The 26,054-nt window shown below is 67.9% G+C and carries 25 protein-coding genes and 1 pseudogene; 12 read left to right on the plus strand and 14 right to left on the minus strand.

Annotated elements, in window-relative coordinates; genetic code table 11:
* Window positions 1-144 precede the first annotated feature (144 nt).
* From mptB (ACN0TP_RS16885) to ACN0TP_RS16905, 5 genes and pseudogenes are all read left to right on the plus strand, one after another.
* Window positions 145-1,767: pseudogene (gene mptB, locus ACN0TP_RS16885) on the plus strand (polyprenol phosphomannose-dependent alpha 1,6 mannosyltransferase MptB); the annotation flags it as partial.
* Window positions 1,768-3,375 (plus strand): polyprenol phosphomannose-dependent alpha 1,6 mannosyltransferase MptB, encoded by a 1,608-nt coding sequence (gene mptB / locus ACN0TP_RS16890; RefSeq protein ID WP_417220891.1) that lies wholly within the window; start codon window positions 1,768-1,770, stop codon window positions 3,373-3,375. It begins immediately after the preceding pseudogene.
* Window positions 3,372-4,688 (plus strand): glycosyltransferase family 87 protein, encoded by a 1,317-nt coding sequence (locus ACN0TP_RS16895; RefSeq protein ID WP_417220892.1) that lies wholly within the window; start codon window positions 3,372-3,374, stop codon window positions 4,686-4,688. The genes mptB (ACN0TP_RS16890) and ACN0TP_RS16895 overlap by 4 nt, the downstream gene beginning before the upstream one ends.
* Window positions 4,689-4,717: 29 nt before the next feature.
* Complete coding sequence (locus ACN0TP_RS16900) at window positions 4,718-4,879, plus strand: hypothetical protein (RefSeq protein WP_417220893.1); 162 nt, start codon at window positions 4,718-4,720, stop codon at window positions 4,877-4,879.
* A gap of 135 nt (window positions 4,880-5,014) precedes the next feature.
* Window positions 5,015-5,872 (plus strand): formate/nitrite transporter family protein, encoded by an 858-nt coding sequence (locus ACN0TP_RS16905; protein ID WP_417220895.1) that lies wholly within the window; start codon window positions 5,015-5,017, stop codon window positions 5,870-5,872.
* Between the two features lie 267 nt (window positions 5,873-6,139).
* On the opposite strand, the gene ACN0TP_RS16910 is transcribed toward ACN0TP_RS16905, so the two are convergent.
* From ACN0TP_RS16910 to nirB, 4 genes are all read right to left on the minus strand, one after another.
* Complete coding sequence (locus ACN0TP_RS16910; RefSeq protein WP_417220896.1) at window positions 6,140-6,334, minus strand: hypothetical protein; 195 nt, start codon at window positions 6,332-6,334, stop codon at window positions 6,140-6,142.
* A gap of 117 nt (window positions 6,335-6,451) precedes the next feature.
* Window positions 6,452-7,555 carry a uroporphyrinogen-III synthase gene (locus ACN0TP_RS16915; RefSeq protein WP_417220898.1) on the minus strand — a complete coding sequence of 368 codons (1,104 nt, stop codon included), beginning with the start codon at window positions 7,553-7,555 and terminating at the stop codon, window positions 6,452-6,454.
* On the minus strand, window positions 7,552-8,580 hold the full coding sequence (gene cobA / locus ACN0TP_RS16920; protein WP_417220899.1) for a uroporphyrinogen-III C-methyltransferase: 1,029 nt from the start codon (window positions 8,578-8,580) through the stop codon (window positions 7,552-7,554). Before cobA ends, ACN0TP_RS16915 begins: the two co-directional genes overlap by 4 nt.
* A complete protein-coding gene (gene nirB, locus ACN0TP_RS16925; protein ID WP_417220900.1) occupies window positions 8,577-11,300 on the minus strand; it encodes a nitrite reductase large subunit NirB in 2,724 nt (907 codons plus the stop codon). The genes cobA and nirB overlap by 4 nt, the downstream gene beginning before the upstream one ends.
* A gap of 274 nt (window positions 11,301-11,574) precedes the next feature.
* Here nirB and nirD point away from each other — a divergent pair, with 274 nt between their 5' ends.
* A complete protein-coding gene (gene nirD / locus ACN0TP_RS16930) occupies window positions 11,575-12,021 on the plus strand; it encodes a nitrite reductase small subunit NirD (protein WP_417220901.1) in 447 nt (148 codons plus the stop codon).
* Entirely contained in the window at window positions 12,018-12,878 is an 861-nt protein-coding gene (locus ACN0TP_RS16935; RefSeq protein ID WP_417220903.1) for a sirohydrochlorin chelatase, read from the plus strand. The genes nirD and ACN0TP_RS16935 overlap by 4 nt, the downstream gene beginning before the upstream one ends.
* Before the next feature lie 69 nt (window positions 12,879-12,947).
* On the opposite strand, the gene ACN0TP_RS16940 is transcribed toward ACN0TP_RS16935, so the two are convergent.
* The 3 genes from ACN0TP_RS16940 to soxR form a co-directional block, all read right to left on the minus strand.
* Complete coding sequence (locus tag ACN0TP_RS16940) at window positions 12,948-14,123, minus strand: FAD-dependent monooxygenase (RefSeq protein ID WP_417220906.1); 1,176 nt, start codon at window positions 14,121-14,123, stop codon at window positions 12,948-12,950.
* Window positions 14,124-14,209: 86 nt separating this feature from the next.
* Window positions 14,210-14,737, minus strand: a complete 528-nt coding sequence (locus ACN0TP_RS16945) for a flavin reductase family protein (protein WP_417220908.1) — start codon at window positions 14,735-14,737, stop codon at window positions 14,210-14,212.
* 105 nt (window positions 14,738-14,842) lie between these two features.
* The gene (gene soxR, locus ACN0TP_RS16950) at window positions 14,843-15,283 is read right to left on the minus strand and encodes a redox-sensitive transcriptional activator SoxR (RefSeq protein WP_417220911.1); all 441 of its coding nucleotides are present in this window, start codon (window positions 15,281-15,283) and stop codon (window positions 14,843-14,845) included.
* 104 nt (window positions 15,284-15,387) lie between these two features.
* Between soxR and ACN0TP_RS16955 the strand changes: the two genes are divergently transcribed.
* Window positions 15,388-15,993, plus strand: coding sequence for an HAD family hydrolase (locus ACN0TP_RS16955; protein WP_417220913.1), 606 nt, complete (start codon window positions 15,388-15,390; stop codon window positions 15,991-15,993).
* A 7-nt stretch (window positions 15,994-16,000) separates the two neighbouring features.
* Here ACN0TP_RS16955 and ACN0TP_RS16960 read toward each other — a convergent pair whose 3' ends face one another.
* Window positions 16,001-17,500, minus strand: coding sequence for a DUF2079 domain-containing protein (locus tag ACN0TP_RS16960; protein ID WP_417220914.1), 1,500 nt, complete (start codon window positions 17,498-17,500; stop codon window positions 16,001-16,003).
* A 146-nt stretch (window positions 17,501-17,646) separates the two neighbouring features.
* Window positions 17,647-18,279, minus strand: coding sequence for a uracil-DNA glycosylase (locus ACN0TP_RS16965; RefSeq protein ID WP_417220916.1), 633 nt, complete (start codon window positions 18,277-18,279; stop codon window positions 17,647-17,649).
* Window positions 18,280-18,537: 258 nt separating this feature from the next.
* On the opposite strand from ACN0TP_RS16965, the gene ACN0TP_RS16970 reads away from it, so the two are divergent.
* Entirely contained in the window at window positions 18,538-19,650 is a 1,113-nt protein-coding gene (locus tag ACN0TP_RS16970; protein WP_417220917.1) for a GTP pyrophosphokinase, read from the plus strand.
* Window positions 19,651-19,695: 45 nt separating this feature from the next.
* Here the strand turns inward: ACN0TP_RS16970 and ACN0TP_RS16975 are convergent, their stop codons facing one another.
* Window positions 19,696-20,322: a malonic semialdehyde reductase gene (locus ACN0TP_RS16975; protein WP_417220919.1), complete on the minus strand. Its 627-nt coding sequence runs from the start codon at window positions 20,320-20,322 to the stop codon at window positions 19,696-19,698.
* A gap of 132 nt (window positions 20,323-20,454) precedes the next feature.
* Window positions 20,455-21,144: an HAD-IA family hydrolase gene (locus ACN0TP_RS16980; RefSeq protein ID WP_417220920.1), complete on the minus strand. Its 690-nt coding sequence runs from the start codon at window positions 21,142-21,144 to the stop codon at window positions 20,455-20,457.
* A gap of 71 nt (window positions 21,145-21,215) precedes the next feature.
* Here ACN0TP_RS16980 and ACN0TP_RS16985 point away from each other — a divergent pair, with 71 nt between their 5' ends.
* Window positions 21,216-22,055 carry an aldo/keto reductase gene (locus ACN0TP_RS16985; protein ID WP_417220922.1) on the plus strand — a complete coding sequence of 280 codons (840 nt, stop codon included), beginning with the start codon at window positions 21,216-21,218 and terminating at the stop codon, window positions 22,053-22,055.
* Between the two features lie 53 nt (window positions 22,056-22,108).
* Window positions 22,109-22,768 carry an SDR family oxidoreductase gene (locus ACN0TP_RS16990; RefSeq protein WP_417220923.1) on the plus strand — a complete coding sequence of 220 codons (660 nt, stop codon included), beginning with the start codon at window positions 22,109-22,111 and terminating at the stop codon, window positions 22,766-22,768.
* 11 nt (window positions 22,769-22,779) lie between these two features.
* Here ACN0TP_RS16990 and ACN0TP_RS16995 read toward each other — a convergent pair whose 3' ends face one another.
* Window positions 22,780-24,042 carry an MFS transporter gene (locus ACN0TP_RS16995; protein ID WP_417220925.1) on the minus strand — a complete coding sequence of 421 codons (1,263 nt, stop codon included), beginning with the start codon at window positions 24,040-24,042 and terminating at the stop codon, window positions 22,780-22,782.
* Between the two features lie 43 nt (window positions 24,043-24,085).
* A complete protein-coding gene (locus ACN0TP_RS17000) occupies window positions 24,086-24,652 on the minus strand; it encodes a hypothetical protein (protein ID WP_417220928.1) in 567 nt (188 codons plus the stop codon).
* A gap of 332 nt (window positions 24,653-24,984) precedes the next feature.
* Between ACN0TP_RS17000 and ACN0TP_RS17005 the strand changes: the two genes are divergently transcribed.
* Window positions 24,985-25,602 carry a hypothetical protein gene (locus ACN0TP_RS17005; RefSeq protein ID WP_417220930.1) on the plus strand — a complete coding sequence of 206 codons (618 nt, stop codon included), beginning with the start codon at window positions 24,985-24,987 and terminating at the stop codon, window positions 25,600-25,602.
* Between the two features lie 270 nt (window positions 25,603-25,872).
* Here the strand turns inward: ACN0TP_RS17005 and ACN0TP_RS17010 are convergent, their stop codons facing one another.
* Entirely contained in the window at window positions 25,873-26,022 is a 150-nt protein-coding gene (locus ACN0TP_RS17010; RefSeq protein WP_417220932.1) for a hypothetical protein, read from the minus strand.
* Window positions 26,023-26,054 lie beyond the last annotated feature (32 nt).

Raw genomic sequence — 26,054 nt, forward strand, 5'->3', positions numbered from 1 at the left:
ACGATGGCGCCGCGGCGGATGCCGTGGCCGACCACCAGCCTAGGGCCCCATGGAGGCGTTCGGCGGGAACCGGCGTCGTCCCCGGGTGTGGCGGGGCGCGATGCTAACATCGGGTGAGTATTTCAGCGGGCCGCGGGCCCCGGATCCCGGTCCTGCACAGTCTCCCAGGGCCGCGGACGGGAGCGGGTCCGGGACCGGACAATCAACGGAAACGAGCCGATGGCGATGAGCAGGGTCGAGGCGGGGGCGGGGACCCGTCCTCACGGGCGCGCGCCCCGGTTGGTCCTGGCCGAGGGCTTCGTCGGTGCGTTCCTGGTGCTGCTGGGTTCCTACGGCATCGGCTGGCTGGCCAGCGTCTCGCCGCTGAACCGCAACCAGCTGCTCATCGCCGTGCGCACCGAACAGTGGGGGGTCATCACCTCCACGGTCGTGCTGACCGTCGGCTGCTGGATCATGTTCCGGGCCTGGCTGCGACTGGGCCAAAAGCTCTCCGGCTGGGCGCCGGGATCGCTGCGGGTGGTCCGGCAGGCCTGCCTGCTGTGGGGCGCCCCGCTGCTGCTCGCCCTGCCGATCTTCAGCCGCGACGTCTTCGCCTACATCGGCCAGGGCCGGCTGGTCTCCGCCGGGCAGGACCCCTACGTCAACGGGATCTCCACGCTCTCCAACTGGTTCCAACTCGGCGCCGACGTCACCTGGGCCGAATCCGAAACCCCCTACGGTCCGCTCTTCCTGAGCCTGGAACGGCTGGTGAACCAGCTGGCCGGCACGTCCCCGGACGCCTCGGTCTTCCTGTACCGGCTGATCGCCGCCGGTGGGGTCCTCATCTGCATGGCCTACGTGCCCAAGCTGGCCGGCCTGCACGCCGTCTCGGGGGCCAAGGCCCTGTGGATCACGGTGTCCAACCCGCTGTTCCTCATCAGCTTCATCGCCAGCGCCCACAACGACGCGCTCATGGTGGGGCTCGCCGTCGCCGGCACCTACTATGCTGCGACTCGCCGGGGGATCCTCGGCATCGTGCTGGTCACCGCGTCGATCGGCATCAAGCCGATCACCATGGTCATCCTGCCGTTCATCGGGCTGCTGTGGGCCGGCCCCGGCTCCTCCTGGGCGCGACGGTTCACCTACTGGGCCTACACGCTGGGCGTGTGCCTGGGGATCATGGCGGTCATCGGGTGGGCCAACGGCTACGGGTTCGGCTGGCTGAAGGTCATGCTTGGCACCGGGACCGGCACCGTGTTCTTCGCACCCGTGGGACTGTTCACCAACTTCTTCAGCGGCGCGTTCCACTCGCTGGGCCTGGACGCCGGCTGGATCCTGGGCGTGGTGAAGGTCGTGGCCCGGGTGGCCTCCGTCGCCGTCGTGCTGTTCCTGATGTTCCGCGGACGCCACTCGCACCTGGTCCAGCGCCTCACCCTGGCCTTCGCCGCACTGGTGGTCCTCTCGCCGATCATCCAGCCCTGGTACCTGTTGTGGCTGCTGCCCTTCTTCGCGGCCACCGGGATCCGGGACGACTGGCAGATCATCTGGGTGTACTTCACCGTCGCGTTCTTCATCGCCTTCGGCGCCGCCGACCAGATCTTCATCTGGCAGTTCCTCGACGCCCTGGACCCCTGGGTCAAGCACCTCTCCACCGGCATCTCCTGGGCGGCGATGGCCTACCTTGCGTTCCTGGACCCGTGGACCAGACGCCTGTTCACCGGCTTCTGGTCCTCCATCGGCTCGGCCGTGAAGTCACTGCGCGTGCAACTGCGCAAGGAAGCCAGCTGAATGCCGGCCACCAAGCCACAACGCACGCGGGCCCGGACCGCCGCACTGACCGAGGCGATGCGGGCGGTGCGGCACCGCATCGAGGAAATGCCCCTGCTGCACCGCCTCGCGGGCGGAGACGAGGCCAAACGGGGCGTCGCGATGGCCCAGGGGTTCATCGCCTCGGTGATGATCATGATCGGTTCCTGGGGCGTCGGCTGGCTGGCCCAGACCCAGGATTCGATCTTCGCCCGGACCACGATCCTGGTGCCGTTGCGGGTCGAGACCACCGGGGTGATCATCTGCACCGTGCTGCTGGCCCTGGGCTCGATGGTCATGTGCCGGGCCTGGTTGCGCTTCGGACAGCGCGGTGGCGCCCACACGCCGGCGTCGCTGGCCACGGTGCGCAACACGGTCCTGCTCTGGTCCGCACCCCTGCTGCTGTCCTTTCCGATCTTCAGCCGCGACGTCTACTCCTATCTGGGCCAGGGCCGGCTGATGCACGCCGGTTTGAGCCCCTACTCCAACTGGATCTCGCAGTTGCCGGGCTGGTTCGCCCAGGGCTCCGACAGCCTCTGGGCCGAATCGGCCTCACCCTACGGGCCGCTGTTCCTGCTGGCCTCCCAGGGCGTCTACTTCATCACCGGCGGCGTGCCGGAGGCCGCGGTGCTGCTGTTCCGCCTGCTGGCCGTGGCCGGGGTGCTGCTGTGCCTCTACGCAGTGCCGCGGCTGGCCGCCCGGCTGGGCTCGGATCCGACCTGGGCGGTGTGGATCTCGCTGGCCAACCCGCTGTTCCTGCTGACCATGGTCGGCGGTGCCCACAACGACGCGCTGATGATGGGTGGGCTGCTGCTGGGCTTCGTCTGGGTCGGTGGTGGCCGGCGCCTGGGCGGCATCCTCATGGTCACCGGGGCCATTGCCATCAAGCCGATCGTGGTGCTGGCGCTGCCGTTCATCGGGTTGGCCATGCTGCCGGCCACCGCCACGCTGGGACGCAAGATCCGGGCGTGGGCCTACACCGCCGTCGTCTCCGGGGCCGCCCTGACGCTGGTGGGCTGGATTTCGGGACTCTGGTTCGGCTGGATCAAGGCCATGGCCACCGCGGGTTCCGCGGCCTTCCCCTACGCCCCGGTGGGCCTGCTGGGCCTGGGCGTCGGCTGGTTGGCCGAACAGACCGGCGGCGACCTGGAGAACACGGCGGACCTGGTCTACGCGGGGTTCAAGGTGGTGGCCCTGGGCTTCGCCGTCTGGCTGGCGTTCCGCCGCCCGGCGGCCACCCCGGTGCTCTACTGTGCCTACGCCCTGCTGGCCACGATCCTGCTGGCGCCCATCATCCAGTCCTGGTACGTGCTGTGGCTGATCCCGCTCTTCGCCGCCTCCCGCGTCTACACCGGCGTCTGGATCCGCTTCTGGTACGTGCTGAGCATGGTGCTGGTGCTGGTCGGCGTCGTGGACCAGCTCAGCGTCGCCCAATGGATCAGCCTGCTCTGGGTCAGGATCCTCGCCGCCGGCATCGGCCTGCTCTACCTGGGCTACCTGGTCTTCTCCGACCCCCGCACCTCAGCGCTCTTCACCCGGGGCGCAGGCTCCGATCCCACCGAGAACAGAAACGAGGCCACCTCGTCGTGACTTCACCGTTGAACACCCTGCGCACCGCCCGCGAGGCCACCCGACCGGTGATCGGCTGGCTGCTGGTCGCCACCGTCATCGGTGCCGTGCTGGCCGTGCTGACCAAGCAATGGTGCCGCGTCAACGGCTGGTCGGGCGCCGACCAGCACATCCACCTGTGCTATTCGGACTTCGCCCAGCTCTTCGGCACCCGCGGGCTGGCCGACAAGCTCTTCCCGTTCTACACCGGGCTGCCCCAGGACCAGGCGCTGGAATACCCGGCGCTGCTGGCCGTCATCGCCGGGGTGACAGCTTTCATGGTGCCCGGCATCGGCTTCAGCCCCGAACGCCAGCTGGCCTACTTCGACATCAACTCGGTGGGCTCCTTCATCTGCTGGGCGATCATCGTCGTCGCCGTCGCCTACAGTGCCCGCCGGCGCAGCCGCGACGCGCTGCTGGTGGCCCTGGCCCCCGGGATCATCCTGACCAGCCAACTGAACTGGGACCTCTGGGCCGTCATGTTCGCCACGGTGGGGATGCTGGCCTTCTCCCGCAAGCACATCTACCTCGCCGGCGTGCTGCTGGGCCTGGGTGCCGCGGCCAAGCTGTACCCGTTCTTCCTCTTCGGGGCGATCCTGGTGCTGTGCTTCCGTTCCGGGCGCATGTCGGCGTTCTGGAAATCGCTGGCGGCAGCCGTCGCCGCCTGGCTGGTGGTCAACGTCCCGTTCATGCTCACGGCGTTCGACGAGTGGTCGCGCTTCTACACGTTCTCCTCCGAACGCCCCATCAGCTTCTCCTCGATGTGGCTGGCGTTCACCTGGACGGGACTGGACGGGAAGGGCTTCTCGCTGCTCTCCAACGCCTGCTTCGCCCTGGCCTGCCTGGGCATCGCCTACCTGGGCCTGTCGGCGAAGCGCCGCCCGCGCATGGCCCAGCTGGCGTTCCTGATCATCGCCGCGTTCATCCTCTTCAACAAGGTCTACTCGCCGCAGTTCGTCATGTGGCTGATCCCGCTGTACATCCTGGCGCGGCCCCGATGGCGCGAATTCCTGCTCTGGCAGCTGCTCGAGGCCTACCATTGGGCCGCCGTGTGGCTGCTGAGCGCCAAGATCGTCAGCGGCGGGACCTTTGGAGCCGGGACCGCCTGGATCGAGATCGCCTACGGCACCGGGATCGCCGCCCACATGGCCATGGTCGTGTACATCTGCGTGCGCATCATCGGCGACATCCGCCATCCTGAACGCGACCTGGTCCGGGCCGAGGGCGATGACGACCCGATGGGAGGCGTCGTGGAGGACGCCCCGGACAGGTTCGTGCTGCCCGCCCGGCGCTGAGGGCATGCGCAACCGGCGGTGATGCTGACATGACAGCGCACGACGGCGGCACCGGGCTGCGGCTGCCAGGGTTGCCGGCGGGGAGCATCACGCTGCGCGATGCCCGCACCGCCACCACCCGCGAGGTCGAACTGCCGATGGATGGGAGCCGCTGCGCAGACTGGGCCCGTGAGCCTCTGGGCGCGGTCTAACCTGTCGGCCGAACGCAGGTGAGGTTCAATTTGCGATCAGGGCACGAAGCGGAAACCAGCCGGTTCTTTGGGTTGCATAACGTCTCATCGACGCCCGGACGAAAGCGCCGGGGCCAACGAACCCGGAGGTCTTCGATGTCCTATGTCCATCCCGTCCACGTGATCGAAGCGGCCGCAGCGGCAGGCAAGGACAAGGCCACAGCCGGTGCCGTGCCGCTGGTCATGCGCGGCGTGCTGGGCGGGGCCATTCTTGCGTGTGCCACCACGCTGGCCATGGGTGCCTCGCTCGAAACGAGTCCAATCTTCGGCGCTGTCATCTTTCCGATCGGCTTCGTGGTCATCGTCTTGCTCGGGCTTGAACTCGTGACGGGCGGGTTCGCGCTCATCCCACTGGCCGTGTATCGAAGGGATGTCAGTGTAGCCAGCATGCTGCGCAACTACGTGCTGGTGATCGTCGGGCATCTGATCGGCTGCATCGGGTACGCGGCGGCCTACGTGGCAGTGATTACCCGGATGGGGACATCCTCTGGGCATCCGATGGTGGCAGCCTTGGTCGACTTGGCCACGGCGAAGACCTTGGGGTACGAGTCCTTGGGCGGGGCCGGGTTTGCCCTGGTCTTCATCAAGGCCATCCTGTGCAATTGGATGGTGACGTTGGGAGTGGTGATGGCACTGACGTCGACGTCCACCGGCGGGAAGATCGCAGCCATGTGGCTGCCGGTCACCTGCTTTTTCGCCCAGGGATTTGAGCACGCCGTGGTGAACGTGTTCGTGATCCCTGCCGGAATGATGCTGGGTGCCCCCATCAGCGTGGGCCAGTGGTGGGTATGGAACCAGGGCCCGGTCCTGCTGGGTAACTTCGTTGGCGGCATCGTGCTCACGGCGGCCGGACTCTGCATCGCACACCTGAAGAAGCGGCCGGCCGCCGGCGGCGAGTTGGAAGATGAGCTTGAGCAGCTGGCAGCGACCCACCGTGGCGCATCGAAAATTTAGGGACGGCTGCCCGCTGCCCGGTGTCCTTGCCGGCCCCGTTTCCCTTGACAGGCATCCCACGTCGTCGACCAGTGGGCGCACTCTTGCGAGGTCACGTGTTCGGGAAGGCCCTTCCGCATGGTTGGAGGGGCTGATTCCTGACACGCAGACGGCCGCCGGTCAGGTAACAGGTGCTGGCCGTTGGCACTGGGGCACGGCTGACGGCACGTGGCAGGATAGCCGAGCATGATCCCGGCAGCCTGGGCCACAGTGACGGGCAACGCCCCATCAGGCCAGCTGGTCCACGACCAGCAGCCGGCAGTGCCGGGACAGGGAGATGATGACGGCCAGGGGTTTGGCCCGTCCCGGGGCACGGGTGTGTCCAGGATCTTTTGGCCGTACCGGTCCGGGGATGGCCGGGTGGTGGGTCTTGCCGACGACGATGTCGAAGAAGACATCGACGTCGTCGTGTTCGTTGACCACCGTCTTGGCTGCCAGAATCCTCGGCTTGCCAGTGGATCTGACGGCGCAGGCAGGCCAGCAGCTCCAATGGTTGCCCAAGAGGAGCTGCCTCACGGCAACGGTTGCGCTGGCCTGGCGCTACACATTCAGGCGGTAGCCACGTTTGACCACGGTGGTGATGAGCTCCGGATCGGGAAGGTTTTGCCGCAGCCGGCTCATGGCCATATCCAGCGCGTGTGTGCCGGAAGCCTCCGGCAGTCGCTGGCACAGCTCATGTCGGCTGAGCACGGCGCCCCCGGCGTCGGCCAGAGCGCGAAAAATCGCCATCGGTGCCGGCGACAGAAGAGCCTGCCTGCCGGCCAGGGTGACGGAGTGGCCGCGGATCTCAACCTCGCCCAGGGCTGTCTCGAAGCCGAGGACCTGATGGGTTGAAAGGTGCTCCTCGACCAGCCGGATCAGCGCTCCCATGCGGAATCGGTTCGGCACGATCGGTTCGATGCCGGCGGAGATTAGCGGTTGCGCAGTGACCGGTCCGACGGCGGCGGCCACGACGTCTGATCCGAAGGATTCTACAAGGGCTTCGAAACGGCCCAGCTCGGTCGCTGTAGTGAAGAGCGCTTCGACTGCCGGGGCGCTGGTGAAGGTCACGACGTCCAGTTGGCGGTTGCAGATGGCGTCGACCAGCCGCGGCACCTTCGTCTCCGCCCCCTCGGGCTTGACCCACCGGTAGGGTGTCACCGTCAGGACCGTCGCGCCGGCGGCGCGCAACCGTTCCAGCTGTGGCCCGTCCGTGTATCCATGTAGCTGGACCGCGACGGACAGGCCGTCCACCCCCTCGGCCAGCAGCATGTCGACCATGCTCGCGGTCCGTTCGTCGGCGCTGATCCCGACGTCGTCCAGGCCGGCAGCCCGCACGGCCCCGCGGGCCTTGGGGCCGCGGACGAATATCCTGGATGCCGCCAGGGCCTCCATCAGGTCTTCCCCGAGGCCGCAGGCGTCGGCGGCTTCGGACCACCGTCGCATGCCGTAGGCGGTCGTGATGAGAGTGGCATCCGGTACCGCGTCGATGATGGCAGCTGTGTCACGGGTGAGCTCGTCGTCTTCGGCCACCGGCACGATCATCATGATCGGAGCGTGCATCACCGTGGCGCCGCGCCGTTCGAGTGCGTCGATCAGGTCCCCCGAGCGACGGTCGGACGTCACGCCCACCCGAAACCCTGCCAGGGGGCTCCGCGACGTCATACCCCCTCCGCCGCGGGGGCGAACCCGGCAAATTGTGCCGCGGCCGATCCGCCATTGACGCCCTGGCGGACCACGTCGCCGATCACCAGCACGGCGGGCGACTTGCACCGTGCGGCTGTGGCCGCCATGACGATGCCGGACAGGTCGGAAACTGTGGTCCGCTGCGAATCGCTGTAGCCGCGCTCAACGATGGCCACTGGCGTCGCGCCATCCATCCCCGCTTTGGCCAGGCCTGCCATCAGTTGTGGCAAGGTGCCAACACCCATGAGCACCACGATGGTGCCCCTCAGCCCAGCGAGGTGTTCGTACTCTGCGACGCTGAGTGGCGCGTGCCCGGAGACGACGGTGAACAAGTGGCTCACATCACGGTGGGTGACGGGGATTCCCGCCGCGGCCGGAACCGAGACGGCGCTGGTGATCCCGGGCACGACCGTGACCTCGATGCCGGCCTCGACGCAGCTGGCCACCTCTTCGCCCCCGCGACCGAAGACGAAGGGGTCCCCGCCCTTGAGGCGCACCACGTGATGGCCTGCCCGGGCCGCATCGACCATCCGGCACTCTATCTCCGACTGCACCACCGGGTGGTGGCCGGGACGCTTGCCGACGTCGACCAGTTCGGCGCCGCCGGTCAATGCGGCGAGATTGAGGTGGGGGCCAAGCCGGTCATAGAAGACGACGTCGGCCGCGCGCAACGCCTCCAGGGCCCTCAGGGTCAGGAGGTCATCCGGGCCCGGCCCGCCACCGACCAAGGTCACCCTGCCCCGGGGGAGAGCTGCCTGTTCGCGCACCAGCAGCGTGGAGGAGGCCCGGCAATGGGCCGCCAGCCGGTCCCAGCCTGGTTGGCCGTCGGCGACCAGGGCCACCAGAGCGATATCGTCGAGCACGATGGGCGCATGGTCTTCTGGCGATTCGAGGCGCCGGACGACGGCGCCGGCGTGGCGGTATCGGCGAATCACCCGCCGAGAGGGCTGCGTGGCACCTGCAACGAGGACGGTCAGGCCCCTGAAGTCCGTGTCCCGGATCATTGCCCCGGCTCCTGGCTGGTGCGAACGGGGATGGAGGTACCGATCAACACCGGCCCCGAGTCGCCTCCGGCCCGGATCTCCTCCTCCGTGGCCGGACGGTCCATGCCGCGTTCGTTGACGTTGACGATGGACGCATCCTTCTGGTCGGGCGCATTGACGAACGAGCGGAAGCGGCGAAGGCGCTCCGGGTCCCTCAACGTTGCGGCCCATTCATCCTCATAGGTGTCCACATGGCGGGCCATTGCCGATTCCAACTCGTCGGCGATGCCCAGGCTATCGCCGACGACGACGTCGCGGACGTGGTCCAGGCCGCCCTCCAGCTCCGCCATCCAGTGCGCGGTGCGCTGGAGTCGATCCGCAGTGCGGATGTAGTACATCAGGAAGCGGTCGATGTACGCGATCAGCGTGGCATCATCGAGGTCCCTGGCCAGCAACTGGCCGTGCACCGGGTTCGCTCCGCCATTGCCGCCGACGTAGACATTCCAGCCGTCGGCCGTGGCGATCACACCGACGTCCTTGGCCCGGGCCTCGGCGCACTCGCGGGCGCAGCCGGAGACCCCCATCTTCAGCTTGTGCGGTGACCGCAGCCCCCGATACCGCAGTTCCAACCCAATGGCCATCGCCACCGAGTCCTGGACACCATAGCGGCACCAGGTGGACCCAACACACGATTTCACGTTGCGCAGCGCCTTGCCGTAGGCATGCCCGGATTCAAACCCGGCCTCGACGAGTTCCTTCCAGATGTCCGGCAGCTGCTCCAATCGGGCACCGAGCAGGTCGATCCGCAGTGCGCCCGTGAGCTTCGTGTAGAGGTTGTACGTCTTCGCAACGCGGGCGATGACCGCCAACTTCTCCGGCGTGATCTCCCCGCCGGGGATGCGGGGCACCACGGAGTAGGTGCCGTTTTTCTGCATGTTCGCCAGCGCCCGGTCGTTGGTGTCCTGCAGGGCGGCCCGGCCGCCGTCGAGCACGTAGCCACCATGCTGCGAGGCCAGGATGGAAGCGATGGCCGGCTTGCAGATATCGCATCCCAGCGGCGCGGGGCCATCCGGTACAGCTCGGATGCCGAAGCGCCGCATGATGTCTTCGAAGGAGGTCAACCCGACCGACCGGACTGCCTCGAACAGTTCGGCGCGCGAGATGTCGAAGTGTTCGCACAGGGCCTTGGAGACCGTGATGCCCGACTTGGCCAGTTCGCCCTCCAACAGCTTCTTGAGCATCGGCACGCAGGAACCGCACTGGGTGCCGGCCCGGGTGCAGCCCTTGAGCGCGGCAAGCTCGCGAACGGGTTCGGCACCGTCACAGCTGCCGCAGCCGTTGACTGCATCGCGGATGGAACCGGCCGTGACGTTGTTGCAGGAGCACAGGGTGGCGTCGTCGGGCAATTCGGTGTCGGGCACCGACCTGGTGGCGGCGGAGAGGAATGCGCCCGGCTCGGCGGGTAGTTCACGCCCCTGCAACGGGCGTAGCGATAGGTAGGGCGAGGCATCACCGACGAAGATGCCCCCCAGCAGCGTTTTCGCATCATCGGTGACGACGATCTTCTGGTAGACGCCGCGGGCGGGGTCGGCGTAGACGATCTCCAGGGCACCGTCGGCTTGGGCGAAGGCATCACCGAAGCTGGCGACTTCGACGCCGGAGAGCTTGAGTTTTGTTGCGGTGTCGAATCCCGCAAAGGTTGCATCTCCGTCGTGCAGTCGGTCGGCGACGATCTCGGCCATGGTGTTGGCCGGGGCGACCAGGCCAACGCAGAGTCCACCAAAATTTGCCACCTCGCCGATGGCCCAGACATGGTCGACATCGGTTGCGCAGGTTTCATCGATCACGATCCCGCCGCGCGCCCCCATCCGGAAGATCGGGAGAAAATCCTCGTCCCCGAGCTCTTCAGGCGACTTTCCAGCACTCTCCGCGGCCTCGTCCTTCGCCCGGTCGTTCAGGGTACGGGCGAGCTCGTCGCGTGGCCTCACGCCGATGGAGACGACGACCATGTCTGCCGCGACGATCCGGCCATCGGCCATCTCCACGCCGGTGACTTGCTGTTCACCGTCGATGCGGGAGGTCAGGACCGCGGAGGGAAATACACCGGAATGGACCTGGAGTCCCTTGTCCGCGATCAATCGGCCCATGGCCTCTCCGGCACCCTCGTCCAGTTGGGTGCCCATCAGCCATTTGCCTCCGTCGATGATGACCGGGTTGGCACCCAGAGCCTGCAGCCCGGCTGCCGCCTCCAGCCCCAGCAACCCGCCACCAATGGTGACGGCGTTGATGGTCCGGCCGAGTTTGGCTGTCAGTTCCTGAACTGCGCGGTTGATCGCCCAAACATCTTCGAGTGTGCGGTAGACATGCGTGTGCTCCTGGCCCGGGATGGGCAGCCTGGCCGCGTTGGAGCCGGTCGCCAGCACCAGCTCGTCGTAGCCGTAACGGTCGCCGGTCGCGGTGACGACTTCCATCGCCTCGAGGTCGAGATCCACGGCGCGCGCCCCGGTGACCAGGGTGACTCCCTCCCTGTCCCACAGGGAACTGTCGCCCAGTGTCAGGTCGGCACCTGTTTCGGTCAGGGCCCGGCTCAGCGCCACCCGGTCATAGGGAAGGTGTGTTTCCTCGGTCAGCAGGGTCAGGGAGATGCCGGAGGTACCCCGGGAACACATCGCTTCGACAAACCGATGCGCTGCGGGGCCCCCGCCGACGACGACGATGCGGCGGGACTGGTTCTTGTTCATGGCTGCCTTCGGATTGCGGTATCGGTCACCGCTCCTGCCCGTTGCCGGAGCCGGCGCCGCGGGAGGGGCGCCGGCCGGAGCGTCTTCCCACCGTAGGCGGGCGTGGTTGCGTGCTTGTTGCCCTCTTGTTTCCGGCATTTGTCGTCTTCCAACTCCGCCATCACCAAGTGGTGTGAGAAGCCTTTTACAGTGTCGTTACCTGGGCGGGCCCAACGCGAAACACGGCTCCCATAGCTTGATGGTGCACCAGCCAACCTGATGAACGGAGTCCACGATGACAGCACTGACCACCTCCGAACTCCACGGTGACGCCTTCGAGATCGGCCGACTTTCCGTCGTGGCCCCCGGCGACGTCCATGCCGCACCCACTGAGGTCCAATGGCACCGCGTCTGCAGCGCCGACGACCTTGAGCAGGCGTGGGGGGAAGCCGCACTGATTGGCGACCGCCAGCTGGCTCTCTTCCGTCTCTCCGCCACTGAGTTCCACGCGGTTGACCAGAGTGACCCTGCGACTGGCGCCCATGTGATGTCACGGGGCATCGTTGGCACCAGGGGAGTGCTGACGACCATCGCTTCGCCGTTGCACAAGGAGGTGTATGTCCTGGAAACGGGAGAGTGCCTCACCAACCCGGACCTGGTGCTGCCAACCTATCCGGTGCGCGTCGAGGGCGGTCATCTCGCCGTCGGCATCCCAGCGGCCAGGCAGATGGAAGCCGCATGAGCGTCGGAATCCTCGCACGCGGCCCGGTCGGTCGCCGTCCGCGAGTATGGGCCGACGTCTCCACCGCTGCCGTGCATGCCACCGGTTCGGCGATCACCTGCGAGCCCTGGACAGGGATGGTGGAAACTCCCACTGCCATCGGCCTGGTCGCGGTGTCGCACGGCACGAATTCACCTCAGGGACAGGCCGCCGTGAGCGCGCTGGTCCGTGCGGTTGCCAGCCGCCGACCGGACCTGAATGTCGTTGAGTCGTTTGTGGACGTTCAGCAACCCGCTCTTGCGACCTCATTGGCCGGCCTCGCAGGGAGGACCCGCGTGGTCCCGCTGCTGCTCTCGGCCGGATACCACGTGCACGTTGATCTGGCCGAGGCCGCTGCAGCCAGGCCCGGCACCACGGTCAGCGGAGCGCTCGGCCCGGATCAACGACTGGTGCAGGTCCTGGCACGACGGTTGCGTGAAGCCGGAACCAGGCCCGGCGATCACGTCGTCCTGGGTTGCGCCGGCTCCAACGACCAGCGTGCCATAGCGGACTGCGAGGCGACGGCTGCAAGCCTGGCCGCCTGGTTGGGCCAGCCGGTCTCCACCGGGTATATCTCGGCGGCGAACCCCGAGCTCAAGCAGGCCGTGGAATCGGCCCGCGGCAACCTTGCCGAGGCGAGGGCCCAACACGGGAGCCATGGCGCCGACGCGGACGGCCGCGTTGTCGTGGCTACCTATCTGCTGGCACCCGGGCATTTCTCGTCCCTGGCGCGGGAGTGCGGAGCCGATGTGGTGACCGAGCCGTTGTTGACGGCCGGTCAGGAACCACCGGCTGAAATAGTCGCTCTGGTTCTGGACCGGTTCGGCGACGGCCGCTGAGCGCCGTGACGCGTCTGCGGAGCACCAGCGGGCCGTCCCGGTGCCCGCGGCGGGCTGAAGGTCGCGGGCCTAGCTGGCGATGCTCTTGACGATCTGACGGGCCACTATCGTGTTGATGACCGGCAGCGTCGCGGCACGCAGGACCCAGCGGCGCACGCGCTGTTGCCGCCGCGTGTGCGGCAGGAACATCCAGATGGCCCGCCGACCCGAGGCCTGGGCGTCCTCGATGACCGGACGCCAGTGGCCCTCGAACGCGGCCAACGCGCCGGGGACCTGGTCCGGGGTCTCAATCGCGCCGAGCAGATCCCCGAGCAGGGCTCCTCCGGCGATGGCCAGCGATCCGCCCTGCCCGGCCACCAACGACACCGCGGAGCACGCATCACCGACCAGGACGGTCCTCTCGCGGTGCCAGGTGGGCATCACCATCTGGGCCACGACGTCGTCGTACGGGTTGGGCGGGCACAATTCCAGCATCCGGTCGACCTCCGGTCCCAGCCCCGCGAAGTCCTGGCGCAGGCGGGTGGGCGCGTCGTCGGCGTGGGGGCTGCCGGTTTCACGGTTGACCATGAAGGTCGCGACCTGGCCGGTGCGCAGCCCGTACAGCCCCACCGTGCGGTCCAGGCTGTCGGTGAGCACGAACCGCCGGCCCAGCCGTGCCGCGAGAGCCGGTTCCTCCGCAATGTAGGCGGCGGCGCGCAGGCCCAGCGGGCGCAGGTAGCGTTCTTCGGGGCCGAAGAGCGCGCCGCGGACCGCCGAATGTATGCCGTCGGCACCGATCAGCACGTCGGCCTCCAGCCGGGCCGGTTCCGTGCCGGCGAGATCGACGGCCACGGTGCCGCCGGCGTCGCTGTACCCGGTGGGACGACGGGCGTAGTGCAGGTGAAGGCGTCCTGACGGGACGTCGTCCAGCGCCGCAAGGGCGGCCAGTTCCATGTCGGGGCGCAGCAGGGTGAGCACCTTGCCCCCGGCCGCCCGGGCGAAGCGTTCGTAGTCGAGCCGGGCCGTGGCCTTCCCGCTGGAATCCACGTAGGTGGCGGCCTCCACCGCATAGGCGAGGTCCACCAGCCGCGGGTACAGGCCGATCCGCTCGGAGGCCTCGACGCCGGGGCCGAAGAAGTCCATCATGTAGCCGGCGTCCCGTGGCCCGGGGGACTGTTCGACGACGTCGACCTGCCACCCGGCGAGACCGAGCTGGCGGGCCGTGACCAGTCCGGCGATTCCCGCCCCGATGATGATCGCGCGCATCTGCGCCTCCTGACCCCGCTACCGGTTCCCATGATCCTCCGGTGTGCGGCCCGGGGAAAGGGCGGGAGGCCCCTCGCCGGCGGGTCCTAGCCGGCCAGGGTCGATCCGCTGCCGAGGCGGTGGTAGGTCCTGTCGTGGTAGACCAGCGGCTCGGTGCCGTCCGACTGGCGGCGGACCTGCAGGACGGTGGCGATCACGACCCGCGAGGATCCGACGTCGATCCGTTGGGCGACCGCGCAGCGCAGTGCCCAGGTGCCGCCGTGCAGCAGCGGTTCACCGGTGGGCAGCGTTTCCCAGTCCATGTCAGCGGTGAAGCGCGCGGTGCCCGGCGTGGCGAAGGTGTGGACGAGCCCCTGGTGCGCCGAGTCCATGAGGTGCACCACCACGGTGTCGGCGGCGGCCAGCAGCGGGGCGGTGGTCCGCCCCGACAGCGAGAACACCAGCGACGGCGGGTCCACCGAGACCGAGGAAACCGAGGACGCCGTCAGGCCAATGGGCCCGTCGGGCCCGGCGGCGGTGATGACCGCCAGGCCGGCGGGGTGGCCGCGGAAGGCGTCCCGGAACAGTGCTGCGTCGGAGTCGGTCGCTGTCGGACGGTGGCTGAGGGTGGTCATACCTGTTCTTTCGTCTGCGGGTCCCCGGTGTCGCGGGGACACTGACGACCCTAGAACCTCAACCTAAGTTGAGGTCAAACCGGCCCGCCGGACGTAACGTTTTGTTCAGGCGTCCAGGCCAGGCGCGCCGGTGGTCGCGGAGCCCCATTCGTCCCCGGGGTTGACGAAGCCACAACTCGCCAACGACAGGCAACCGCACCCGATGCAGCCATCCAGGCGGTCCCGCAGGTGTTCGAGCAGGGAGATCCTGGAGTCGATCTCCGCCCGCCACGCCTCCGAGAGCCGCTGCCAATCGCCCTGGTCCGGCACCCCGTCGGCGGGCAGGGACTCGAACACCTCCAGCACCGAGGCCAGCGGGATGCCAGCGCGTTGTGCGGCCCGGATGACAGCCACCCGGCGCAGTGTCGAGCGGGCATACCGGCGCTGGTTGCCGCTGGTCCGGTGGCTCTGGATGAGCCCCTTGCGCTCATAGAAGTGCAGGGCCGAAACGGCGGCGCCGCTGCGTGCCGCCAACTGGCCGACGCTGATCTCCTCGTCCTGGATCATCGCTGTGCGCTCCTCGCCTCGTTCCGCCTGGCGGTCCCGTGTGCCGTCGGGGACCGCTTGCGAGGCTACACCGCACGCGGGCGGGCTGCCGATACGCTGGGGTCATGGCCCCCGCACCGCACGACGTCGACTGGTACCTCTTCGACTATGGCATGGTCCTGTCCCTGGCGCCGGACACCGCCGACTGGCAGCGGCTCAACGCGGCGACCGGAAGGGACCTCGATGCCCCCGACAGCAGCTATTGGGCCCACCGCCACGCCTTCGATGCCGGGGAACTGACGTCGGCGCACTACTGGACCGCCGTCCTCGAACGCGACGTCCACCCGCCGGAGATCGAGCGGCTGGACCGCCTCGATGCCGCGCTGTGGGCAAGGCAGAACCCGGCAACGGCCCGGGTGCTCGAGCGGTTGAGGGCCTCCGGGGCGCGCTTGGCGTTGCTGTCCAACATGCCGGTGCGCCAATCGGAGATCTACACCGCCGAGGCCGACTGGCCGCGCGGCTTCGACCGGCTCTTCTTCAGCGGCCCGCTCCGGCTGGCCAAACCTGACCGGCGGATCTACGAGCATGTCCTGGCCGACCTGGATACCCAGGCCTCCGCCGTCGTCTTCATCGACGACAAGGCCGAAAACCTCGAAGCGGCCCGCGGCCTCGGGATGCGCACTGTCCACCACGTCGAGGGCGTGGACCTGGCCGCCGAGCTCGGGCTCTGAGGCAGGCTCAGTCGTAGGGCAGGTAGTTGCTGCAGACCGGGCTGACCGGGATGTCGCGGTGCAGCACCCAGATCCCGTGGTCGTCCTTCGAGACCACCTGGAACCCCAGCTTCTTCCCGCGTTCCAGCGCCTGTTGCGGTGACAGGGGGTCCCAGCCGCCGAGTTCGTCGACGTTGAAGTCGATGATCATCCAGCTGGAGAGCTCATCCCCGATGTCCCCGTTCAGGCCCACATAGATGCGTTGGACCAGGTGGGGGACCGCCGTGTCGGCGGCCTCCACGCAGACACCGTTGGGGATCATCGCCACGGCCCGGGCCTGGGCCTTCGCGATCTCCGGCATGGCCCAGTTCGCCCCGGTGAGCGTGCGGCCCAGCGGGAAGACGGCGTGGATGAACAGCGTGCAGATGAACGCGAGCACCAGCAGGTAGGCGGGGGCCCCCACGCGCAGTTTGACCCGGCCGGTGCGCGCGATGATCTTGGCGAGCACGTGGACGGAGGCCATGATCAGCACCGGGGCCAGCATCGCGTCGTACTGGTAGACCGGGGCCCAGGTGTTCAGCCGGTCGTTGAACAGGCGGGACAGCAGGCTCGGGGCCACGAGGATCACGTAGGGGGAGAAGAAGGGCAGCAGCGCCAACGGGACGAACGTCATCAGCCACAGCAGGACCTTCAGCTCGTGGTTGAACAGCAGCCCGATCGACTTCAACGGGTGGCTGAGCATGAACGCGATGGCGGCCCCCATGGTGGGGCCCAGGGCGGTGAACTGCCAGTAGGACATGGCATCCGGCGGGGCGAAATACGGGACCAGCACCTTGGTCACCACCAGGTAGCCGGCCACCCCCGACACGGCCAGCAGCACCGCCTTGCCCCACTGGCGGTGGAACCCCAGCACGATGGCCACCGCGACAAGGGTGATCCCCATGTCTTCGCGGACCAGCAGCAGCGCCGCCGACAGGCCGACCACCAGCCAGTAGCGGGACCTGTCGAACGCCCAGACGATCCACGCCATCAGCGGCACGGCGAACGCGACTTCGTGGAAGTCCCAGTTCACCATCGCCTGGAACGGCCACCACAACAGCAGTGCCGCCGCGGTCAGCAGCCCGCCGCGGTGGCCCAGGTGTTTGCGGGCGAACGAGTACACCGGGATGGCCGTGACGACCAGCAGGGCGATCATGCCGAAATCGAGCATGCGCGGGTCGGGCCAGATCCAGTACAACGGGGCGAACAGGGCGATGATCGGGTGGAAGTGGTCCCCGAGCAGGTTGAAGTCCACTCCCTTGACCGGCACGATCGGCGCCTTGAACAGCGCGTATTGGCGCACCGCCTGGTCGAAGATGCCCAGGTCGTAGCCCTTGGACTCGAAATTGCGGTAGCGCAGCAGCGAGTGCGCCACATACAGCACGGTCGCCGCGGCCATCACGGCCGCCAGCTGCAGCCGATGCCTGCGGCCGATGGGGGGCAGTGCGTTCTCGGGGGCGTCGGGTGCTGCGGGAGGGGCGTCGGGCATGGCTACGAGTTTAGCGGTGCCACCGCTGCCACCCGTGCAGGCCACCGGGCCCACCACCGGGCCCACCGCGCGGTACGACGACGAACGGCGCCTACCGTTGCCGGTGGACGCCGTGGCGTGTCCCGGGGGCCACCCGGGCGCAGGGGTCAGCGGATCGAGGCGATCCCGGTGCGGGCCATCGCGTCGGCGTAGGCGGCCTGCATCGCATCCAGGTGGCCCTGCTGGCGCTCCGGCGAGCCGGCGAAGGCGCGGCCGTCGAGGGACTTGACCTTGTAGGTCTTGAAACCGCGGCGCCACAGCAACGGGTTCTGCGTCTTGGTCAGCTGGTCGGCCAGGCGGTGGGCCTCGGTGCCGTGGGCCACCAGGACGGAGGCGCGTGGGACGAGCTTGAGCAGGCGCAGCAGCGGCTTCAGGCCCGAGGTGATCTGTGCCGGTTCGAAACGGCCATTGGCCTCGCCGTCGATGTGCCAGGGGGAGACGTTCCACGGCAGCACGTATTCCGGGCGCAGGCCCAGCTGCCACTGCAGACCGACCATGCGGGTGGCCGCATCGGCGTCGCCGGGGGTGATGAAGCCGCTGGGGTCCGCGGTGCCGATGTTGGAGAACAAGGAGATGATCTTGACCTGGTCGACATCGTGCTGCGGGTCCACGTAGCTGACGGAGCTGCCGGGGCGGAGCAGGGCCGTCTCGTCAAGAAGCCGGTTCACGGGGGCGATCTGCTCCTCGTAGCGGCGGCTGAACAGCGTTTCGGTCGAAAGTTCCGTGGCAGATGCGGTCATGAAGGGGTGCTTCTCCTGGGGGGTTGCTGCTGGTTGCGGATCGCTGGTCCGCAGATGATGTCCGGCAGGGCGGGGTCGGGCCCCTGCGGTGCCGAGGTGAACGGGAAATGCGGCTGGATTCGCCGTCGTATGTCCCCAGTTTACCTCCCGGCCACGTCCAACACGCCGCAGGTGGGCACCGGTTGTGCGGTGATCCTCGGCACGACGGCGGTTGGTAGGGTGTGTGCTGGAGAGAATGCGGCGAGGAGACGGGGCATCGTGGGAGCAGTTTTCGATCGACTGGACGAGCGGCTCAAACCCGAGGTCGAGGAGTCCGCCCGGCAGTACGAGCGCATCCGCCCGGCCCTGGAGGCCGTCACCGACGACGTGACCACCCGCATCCGCGCGATCTTCGCCGATGCCGAGCTGCAGCCGCTGTTCATCACCGGACGCACCAAGACGGTCGACTCGTTCCGCGACAAGGCCTCGCGCATGCTCGAACCCGACGAACCCGGCGGGGACCCGCAACTGGAATTCCCGCACCCGCTGCGCGACCTGCACGACCTGGTGGGCGTGCGCGTCATCGTCGCCCTGCCCCACGAGGTCCGCGACGCCGCGGGGCTGATCAAACGCCGCCGCAACGAATTCGACGTCCGCTCCGACCGGGAGAAGGACATCGGGTCGGTCGAATCCGGCACCTACGGCTACTCCAGCCGGCACCTGAACCTGCGCACCCGGCAGAACGACGTCGTCCGCGGCTACCAGGAGACGCTCGCCGAGAACATCAGGGTGACCGGCAACTACATCTTCGAGACGCAGATCCGCACCATCCTGGCCCACGCCTGGAGCGAGATCGAGCACGACATCCGCTTCAAGAAGGTCGACCCGCGTGCCTGGAGCCCGTACCTGGACCGCCAGTTCACCGCCACCGCCGCCATGCTCGAGGCCGTCGAATCGACGTTCGAGGAACTGCACGACCGCTACCTGGCCGTCACCGGCTACTGGGACACCGAGGGCGAGGGGGCCGTCGCCCTGGACCCCGACCGCATCCGCGAGATCTGGCAGACCCTGCTGCCGCATGTGGACCGCAAGGCCGACGACGACTGGGGCTGGGCGGCCGAACTGTTGGCTGCCCACGACCTGGGGACGACGACGGAGCTCGCCGGGTTGCTCGACGCCGAGGCCATCACCGAGGTGCGCAAGGCGCTGGACCACCGCTACTCGCCCGGGCCCGACCGCCTGCTGGACGACATGCTGCTATGGCGCTTCGGGCGCGCCCACATCGAGCTGACCGCCGGCAGGGACCGCCAGCGGCAGGAGTCCCTGCGCCGCCGGCTGGCCCAGATGGACACCTACCGGGCGGCAAAAACCCCCGGGACCACCGCGGGCTGACGCGCCGCGGGGCCCGGGGGTCCCGGCTGGTGACCTGGTGGGTGGCTAGACGGTGGTGGTGGCCACGTCGTAGTCCAGCCGCGGCAGGCGCGGGAACCACGGGTTCTCGCCCGGCTTGCCGATGTTCACGACCAGGAACGTCTTCTGGTTGGTTCCCGCGTGGAAGTCCTCGTCCACCCCCGCGGCGTCGAAGCCGCCCATCGGTCCGGCGCGCAGGCCCACGGCGCGTACCGCCATGATGAAGTAGCCGGCCTGGAGGTGGGCGTTGTTGTTCGCCACGACGGCGCGCATGCCCGCCTGCTCCTCGCCGTCGAACATGCCCTTGCGTTCGGCGGCGTGCGGGAAGAACGTGCCGAAGTGCTCGTGCCAGTCGACGTCGGAGCTGAGCACGGCAACCAGGGGGGCCGTCAGCGTCTTCTCGCGGTTGCCCTCGGCCATGCGGTTCGCCAGCTTTTCGCGGCCCTCGGCCGAACGGACCCAGGTGATGCGCATCGGCTGGTTGTTCATCATCGTCGGGCCCATCTTGGTGAGCTCGTAGATCGCCCGGGCGGTCTCCTCGCTGACCGGCTCGTCGGAGAACGTGTTGGCGGTGCGTGCCTCCAAGAAGAGGGCATCGGCGGTGGTGGCGTCGATGGCCAGCTCGTGGTCCAGATCGGGAAGCGTTGCGGTCATGGGTGGTCCTTCCGAAGCGACGTGGCGGGCGCCGTTGGGGGCCTGCCGTCAGGTGGTTGCTGTGTCATGAAGCCCAACCTGTACATGCGTCTGCATATTTCCCGACCGGCCTGTGTGCTTCGTCACAGGGCGTCAGCCGCGCGGGAAATCCACCCGCAAGGCCGCGGCACCGGCGGCCGCCGTCACGGTGGTGCCGGCCAGCGTGGTGACGATCCGCGAGGCAGCCAGCGCACCGGCGTCGTACGTTCCGGCAATGCCCAGCGTCCACGCCCCGGCGGCGTTGCCCGCCTCGATGCCGGCCGGCGCGTCCTCGAACACCAGGGTCCGCGCCGCCTCGACGCCCAGGGCGGAAGCCGCTGCCAGGTAGCCTTCGGGGTCGGGTTTGCCGCGGGAGACCGAGTCGGCGGTCACCAGCACGGCGGGGGCCTCGATGCCCACCAGGCCCAGGCGCACCGCGGCCAGTTCGGCGGTGCAGGAGGTCACGATCGCCCAGCGTTCAGGTGGCAGGCTGGCCAGCAGTTCGGCGACGCCGTCCTTGATCGTGATGCCTTCGGTCTGCTCCACCTCCAGGCGTTCGATCAGCTCCAGTGCCTCCGCCCGGCGGGCCGGTTCGACGCGGGCGGCGACGACGTCGCGGGCCGGCACGCCATGCGGGTGGTCGCCGTGCTCACCCAGCCCGAGGCGGTGGGACCACTGCTCCCAGCAGATCTCGGTGGCCAGGGTCGAATCGATCAGCGTGCCGTCCAGGTCGAAGAGCAGCGCGTCGACGTCGAGGTGGCCCGCAGCGAGGGCGCGGGGCGCGGGGGAGGTGCTGGTGTCCATTGCCCCACCCTATCGAGCCTGCCCGGTGGCGGATCCACCAATGATCGGGCACAGCACGTTAGCATGAGGGAATGTCAGAGAACCCAGCCGCAGTTCCCGTCAAAAAGCTCGCCAATGGTGCCGAGATCCCGATGATCGGACTGGGCACCTGGCCCATGGACGATACCGAAGCCGGCGCCGCCGTGCTGCACGCGATCGAGGCCGGATACCGGCTCATCGATACCGCCGAGAACTACCGCAACGAAGAAGGGGTCGGCCAGGCGATCGCCCGGTCGCCGCTGGCCCGCAGCGAACTGTTCGTCACCACCAAGCTCAACGCCGAATGGCACTCCTTCGACGGCGTGCGCACCGCCTGGCGCCATTCGATCGAGCGGTTGGGCCTGGACTACATCGACCTGCTGCTCATCCACTGGCCCAACCCCGCCCAGGGCACCTACGTGGACGCCTACAAGGGCCTGGCCAAGCTGCTGTCCAAGGGCAAGGTCCGGGCCATCGGCACGTCCAACTTCACCCAGGACCAGCTCACCGAACTGATCGACGCCACCGGGGTGGTGCCCGACGTGAACCAGATCCAGCACTCCCCGCTGTGGATGCGCGCCGATGACATCGCCTTCCACGAAAAGCACGGAATCCTGACCCAGGCCTGGAGCCCGCTGGGCCGCGGAGCCGTGTTGGAGGCCGAGCCGGTCACCGCCGCGGCGACCGCCCACTCCGTCACCCCCGCCCAGGTGGTGTTGCGCTGGAACCTGCAGCACGGTGCCTCGCCGATCCCCAAGTCCACCCGGCCCGACCGCCAGGCCTCGAACCTCGACGTCTTCTCCTTCGAGCTCGACGAGGCGCAGATGGCGGCAATCGACGGCCTGGACGGCACCGGCCCGGCACCGGCCGATCCGATGACGTTCGGCCACTGAGCCGTGCCCCGCCCGGACACCAACCCCTCACCCCGCACCCCAGGAGAACGCCCATGAACATCGTCGTGATCGGCGGCCACGGAAAGGTCGCCCTGCTGCTGGCCCGCGAGTTGAGCGGGCGCGGCGACGCCGTCACGTCGGTCATCCGCAACCCGGACCACGCGGCGGAGGTCAGCGCCGCCGGTGCCACACCGCTGGTGCTGGACATCGAACAGGCCCACGGCCCGGAACTGGAACCCGCCCTGGAAGGGTTCGACGCCGTCGTCTTCAGTGCCGGGGCAGGCGGCGGTGACGCCGACCGCACCTACGCGGTGGACCGTGACGCGGCGATCCGCATCATGAACGCCTCGATGGCCGCGGGCGTGCGCCGCTTCGTGATGGTCTCCTTCGCCACCGCCGACACGCAGTACCTCACCAACCTGGATGACCCGTTCTACCCCTACCAGGCGGCCAAGATCGCCGCAGATGAGCACCTGCGCAAATCCGCGCTGGACTGGACGGTGCTGGGCCCAGGCCGGCTGACCCTGGAACCGGCCACCGGCATGGTGACTCCGCTGGAACACCCGATCACCGGCGACATCCCGACCTCGCGGGCCAACGTCGCCCTGGCGATCGCCGAGGCGCTGTCCCAACCGGCAACGATCGGCCAGACGCTGAACTTCTGCGACGGCGAGGTTCCGCTCGCCGACTGGATGGCGCGCGGCGGACGGTAGCCGCTGGGGGTTCAGCGGTCCCGGGCGGCCATCGCGCGCGGAGTGACCAGCAGGGCGATCAACAGCATGCCGGCGACCACGTAGAAGGCGTCCAGGATGCCCAGGTGTTCGCCGATGAACCCCAGGACCGGTGGGCCGACCAGGAATGCCGTGTAGCCGAAGATCGAGACGATGGACACCCGGCGGGCTGCCTGGGTGGGGTGGTCGGCGGCTGCTGAGATGCCGACCGGGAACCCCAGGGATCCGCCCAGGCCCCAGAGGGCCGCGGCGCAGAAGGCCGTCCAGTGTTCGTTCGTCAGGATGAAGACCATGATGCCCACGAAACCGAGCGAGCCCATCAACGTCAGCGTCAGCCGGCGGCCGAACCGGTCGATGAGTGGCCCGCCCGCCGCCCGGCCGACCGTCATGGCGCCGACGAACGTCCCGTAGACCAATGCTCCGCCGGCATTGTCGAATCCGTGGCCATCGACGGCGGCCAGCGGGAGCCAGTCGTTCGCTGCCCCCTCCACGAAGGCCATGCCGATCACCATGAGACCCAGGAAGAGCAGCTGCGGTTCGAGCGCCATCCGCAGCGACCCGCCCACGCGTCCGAGCGCACGACGGGCGAATCCGCCCGAAGCCCGGGGCCTGGCGGTTGCACCCACGCCGGACACGTCGGCCGCTGCACGTGGTTCGTGGCCGTCGGCCGACGAGATGAAGCGCACGGCCAGCACCCCGGCCGCCGCGATGAGGACCCCTGCCACGGCAAAGTGCAGGCCGATCCCCAGACGGTAGTGGGCCGCCACGGCACCGGCCACGGCACCGATGATCGTCCCGAAGCTGAAGTAGGCGTGCATCAGCGGCAGCAGCGTCTTGCCGGCGGCCTTCTCCACAGAGGCCCCTTCGACGTTCATGACCACGTCGGTGATGCTGTAGAAGAAACCGAAGAGGAACAGGATCGTCGCCGACAGGGCGAAGGACCCGATGGTACCCGCCGCGAATCCCAGCAGGGCCGTCGCACCGGCCATGGCGATCAGTGAATGCCGCAGGGCGCGGCGCGTCCCGACGCGTGACATGTAGGTCGGGGCCACCGCCAACCCGGTGATGGATCCGATGGCGAGACCGAACAGGAGCAGGCCGACGGTCTCGGTGCTCAGGTGCATGCCGTCGCGGACCGCTGGGATGCGCGAGACCCACGACGCGAAGCCGAGGCCCGAGATGCCGAAGACGACGAAGACCGCGTTGCGCCAGACGGCGAGGTTGCCCCGCGCCGTTGTCGACTGCGTGGTTGACACCTTGGTACTACTCCTGCCGATGACGGGGTGGGTGTTCACGGAGTCAGGACAGGTCGGCCAGGATCCCCTTCCAGACGCCGCGCCATTCCTCGACCAGTTCCGTTGAGTCCAGTCTAGTGTGGTTAATGCCGACGGTGGACTTTTGATCGGTTTTTCGGCCGATGTCGACGCTCACCCGCGTTCCGTCGGCCAGGTCAACCCGCCAATACCGCCATTTTTCCGTGGAGGAGACCCGGGCTTCCCCCTCCATCCGGACTCCTCCGATGGAGGTCCGGGCGCCGATGAGCTCGAGCCAGGCGTCCAGGGCCGCGTCCAGGTTCCCGGCAAAGGTCTTGCTCACCCCGACCTGGAAGTCGCCGCGGCTGGTTTGTCCGGGAACGCGGCGGCCGATCTGCTGTTCGTAGGCGATGGCGACGCCCTGGGCCCACCATTCGTGGTTGGATGCGGCGGCCGAGGAGCCCGCCTGCGTTGCGATGTGGTCCGCCGCCAGGACGGCGAGGCGATCGTGGGGGAGTGAGGGGCCCGAGGCGCGATCGAGCAGGTCGCACCATGCGGACCAGCTGATGCCGGTGGCTGTGGCAATGGCTTCTGCGCGGGGAGGCTGTGGCATGTCTTCGATGGTAGCGGCGGGACCGGGGACGGCGCAGCGGTTCCTGGTGCTGGGGTGCCCCCGGCGCGATTCGAACGCGCGACCGACAGATTAGAAGCGAGCCCTTGGTCGGTTGCGCTTATGTCCGTCTGGGTGCGGTTATGTCGATCGTCCGCATAATTTAGGGGGCCGCTGTCGCAAGGTGCCGGTAAATTCGCCTGATGCGGGAAAATTGTCACTGGAATTGCCCCTGAGTGACAGCACAGTCTGGCGGGGGTGGTCCGGGGGAGTAGGAGGACCAGGCCAAGCGTTAGACGTCGTATCCTTAGCTGACTTAAGAAGCGGAGGACCGGATGAGCGACCTTGTCGGATGGCTACAGGTCATTTTGGCCGTACTCGGCGTCGCGGTAGCCGCCTTCATAGCACTGCGTGTGTCCGCTAAGGAATTCGAGCGCAACGTCACACATCAAGCGAGATTAGATGGCGCACGACTTCTCGATGCGGCATGGAGGCTATCGGGATTGCTCGATAGGCTCCAAGGACTCGAAGCAAATGACGACCAGAGCCCCTCGGGGTATCGAGTGCTGAACAAAAAGGAGCTCTTTCGCTATCGCCGCGAAGTACTCGATCTCATTTCGGAATGTCGCCACCGCAACGAGCTCCTCCAAATGACCGCCCCCCTCGAGATACGCGAGGTAGCTCAGTCGCTCTTTGAAGAATGCCGGTTCTCCGGGGAGCGCTTTGAAAGGTTCTTCGAAATCCGCGAGCAGGGAACTGTCTACTATTTGGGCGGACCTGCGCGGTGCCCGAGGGAAAACCTGCGAACTCTGGTCACGACCATCGAAGAACACATCAGTGCAGTCCGACAAGTCTGCACACGCGACGACACCCCTCAGAGAACTTCGTTGGAGGCCGGGCGGATCCGCGGACTGTTACAAGCCCTGGAGACGTACGGCCGCCGGAACCTGTAAGTGAGTGGTTGCCCATTTTCGTATGCTCTGCGATTTCAGGAGAGCGCGCTGATTTGTACGACCAAACAGCAGGGCGCCCCACATCCCCGATGATCGGACCACGTTCCTCGCGAATTGGCACGTTGGCAAATAATGTTGTTGGTCAGGCAGAAGGTGGAGTGTCCGGAGCGGTTAATCGGGGTCGCTGAATCGCGTTACAGAAAACGGCGTCGCCACCCGGGACGGCTGGCGCGATGGTTCAAGTTCATTCTCCACCACCTGTCGTCGCTATCAGAAGCGCAGTGCATCCACGTCGCGGTCTGTCATCTCGCCGGAAAGCTCCAAATCTGCATTCTCCGCCCGAGGCACCACTTCCTGCAATCCTCTCGGAACCATGGTGCTACACAAATCCATCGGCATTTCACCGGACACGGTGATCACAACGAACGCTACCTTCCCAAAACCAAGCACTG

The sequence above is a fragment of the Arthrobacter sp. genome (genome assembly GCF_048266065.1).
GTDB lineage: Bacteria > Actinomycetota > Actinomycetes > Actinomycetales > Micrococcaceae > Arthrobacter_H.

Excerpts from the sequence above, each read along its gene's own strand:
- ACN0TP_RS16955 (WP_417220913.1), top strand. The coding sequence starts at position 15,388 with ATGGCCCCCGCACCGCACGACGTCGACTGGTACCTCTTCGACTATGGC.
- ACN0TP_RS16985 (WP_417220922.1), top strand. The coding sequence starts at position 21,216 with ATGTCAGAGAACCCAGCCGCAGTTCCCGTCAAAAAGCTCGCCAATGGT.
- ACN0TP_RS16940 (WP_417220906.1), bottom strand. The coding sequence starts at position 14,123 with ATGCGCGCGATCATCATCGGGGCGGGAATCGCCGGACTGGTCACGGCC.
- mptB (WP_417220891.1), top strand. The coding sequence starts at position 1,768 with ATGCCGGCCACCAAGCCACAACGCACGCGGGCCCGGACCGCCGCACTG.
- ACN0TP_RS16990 (WP_417220923.1), top strand. The coding sequence starts at position 22,109 with ATGAACATCGTCGTGATCGGCGGCCACGGAAAGGTCGCCCTGCTGCTG.
- ACN0TP_RS16900 (WP_417220893.1), top strand. The coding sequence starts at position 4,718 with ATGACAGCGCACGACGGCGGCACCGGGCTGCGGCTGCCAGGGTTGCCG.
- ACN0TP_RS17000 (WP_417220928.1), bottom strand. The coding sequence starts at position 24,652 with ATGCCACAGCCTCCCCGCGCAGAAGCCATTGCCACAGCCACCGGCATC.
- ACN0TP_RS16975 (WP_417220919.1), bottom strand. The coding sequence starts at position 20,322 with ATGACCGCAACGCTTCCCGATCTGGACCACGAGCTGGCCATCGACGCC.
- ACN0TP_RS16915 (WP_417220898.1), bottom strand. The coding sequence starts at position 7,555 with ATGACGTCGCGGAGCCCCCTGGCAGGGTTTCGGGTGGGCGTGACGTCC.
- ACN0TP_RS16905 (WP_417220895.1), top strand. The coding sequence starts at position 5,015 with ATGTCCTATGTCCATCCCGTCCACGTGATCGAAGCGGCCGCAGCGGCA.
- soxR (WP_417220911.1), bottom strand. The coding sequence starts at position 15,283 with ATGATCCAGGACGAGGAGATCAGCGTCGGCCAGTTGGCGGCACGCAGC.
- ACN0TP_RS16945 (WP_417220908.1), bottom strand. The coding sequence starts at position 14,737 with ATGACCACCCTCAGCCACCGTCCGACAGCGACCGACTCCGACGCAGCA.
- cobA (WP_417220899.1), bottom strand. The coding sequence starts at position 8,580 with ATGATCCGGGACACGGACTTCAGGGGCCTGACCGTCCTCGTTGCAGGT.
- ACN0TP_RS16965 (WP_417220916.1), bottom strand. The coding sequence starts at position 18,279 with ATGACCGCATCTGCCACGGAACTTTCGACCGAAACGCTGTTCAGCCGC.
- ACN0TP_RS16935 (WP_417220903.1), top strand. The coding sequence starts at position 12,018 with ATGAGCGTCGGAATCCTCGCACGCGGCCCGGTCGGTCGCCGTCCGCGA.
- ACN0TP_RS17005 (WP_417220930.1), top strand. The coding sequence starts at position 24,985 with ATGAGCGACCTTGTCGGATGGCTACAGGTCATTTTGGCCGTACTCGGC.
- ACN0TP_RS16960 (WP_417220914.1), bottom strand. The coding sequence starts at position 17,500 with ATGCCCGACGCCCCTCCCGCAGCACCCGACGCCCCCGAGAACGCACTG.
- ACN0TP_RS16980 (WP_417220920.1), bottom strand. The coding sequence starts at position 21,144 with ATGGACACCAGCACCTCCCCCGCGCCCCGCGCCCTCGCTGCGGGCCAC.
- nirB (WP_417220900.1), bottom strand. The coding sequence starts at position 11,300 with ATGAACAAGAACCAGTCCCGCCGCATCGTCGTCGTCGGCGGGGGCCCC.
- nirD (WP_417220901.1), top strand. The coding sequence starts at position 11,575 with ATGACAGCACTGACCACCTCCGAACTCCACGGTGACGCCTTCGAGATC.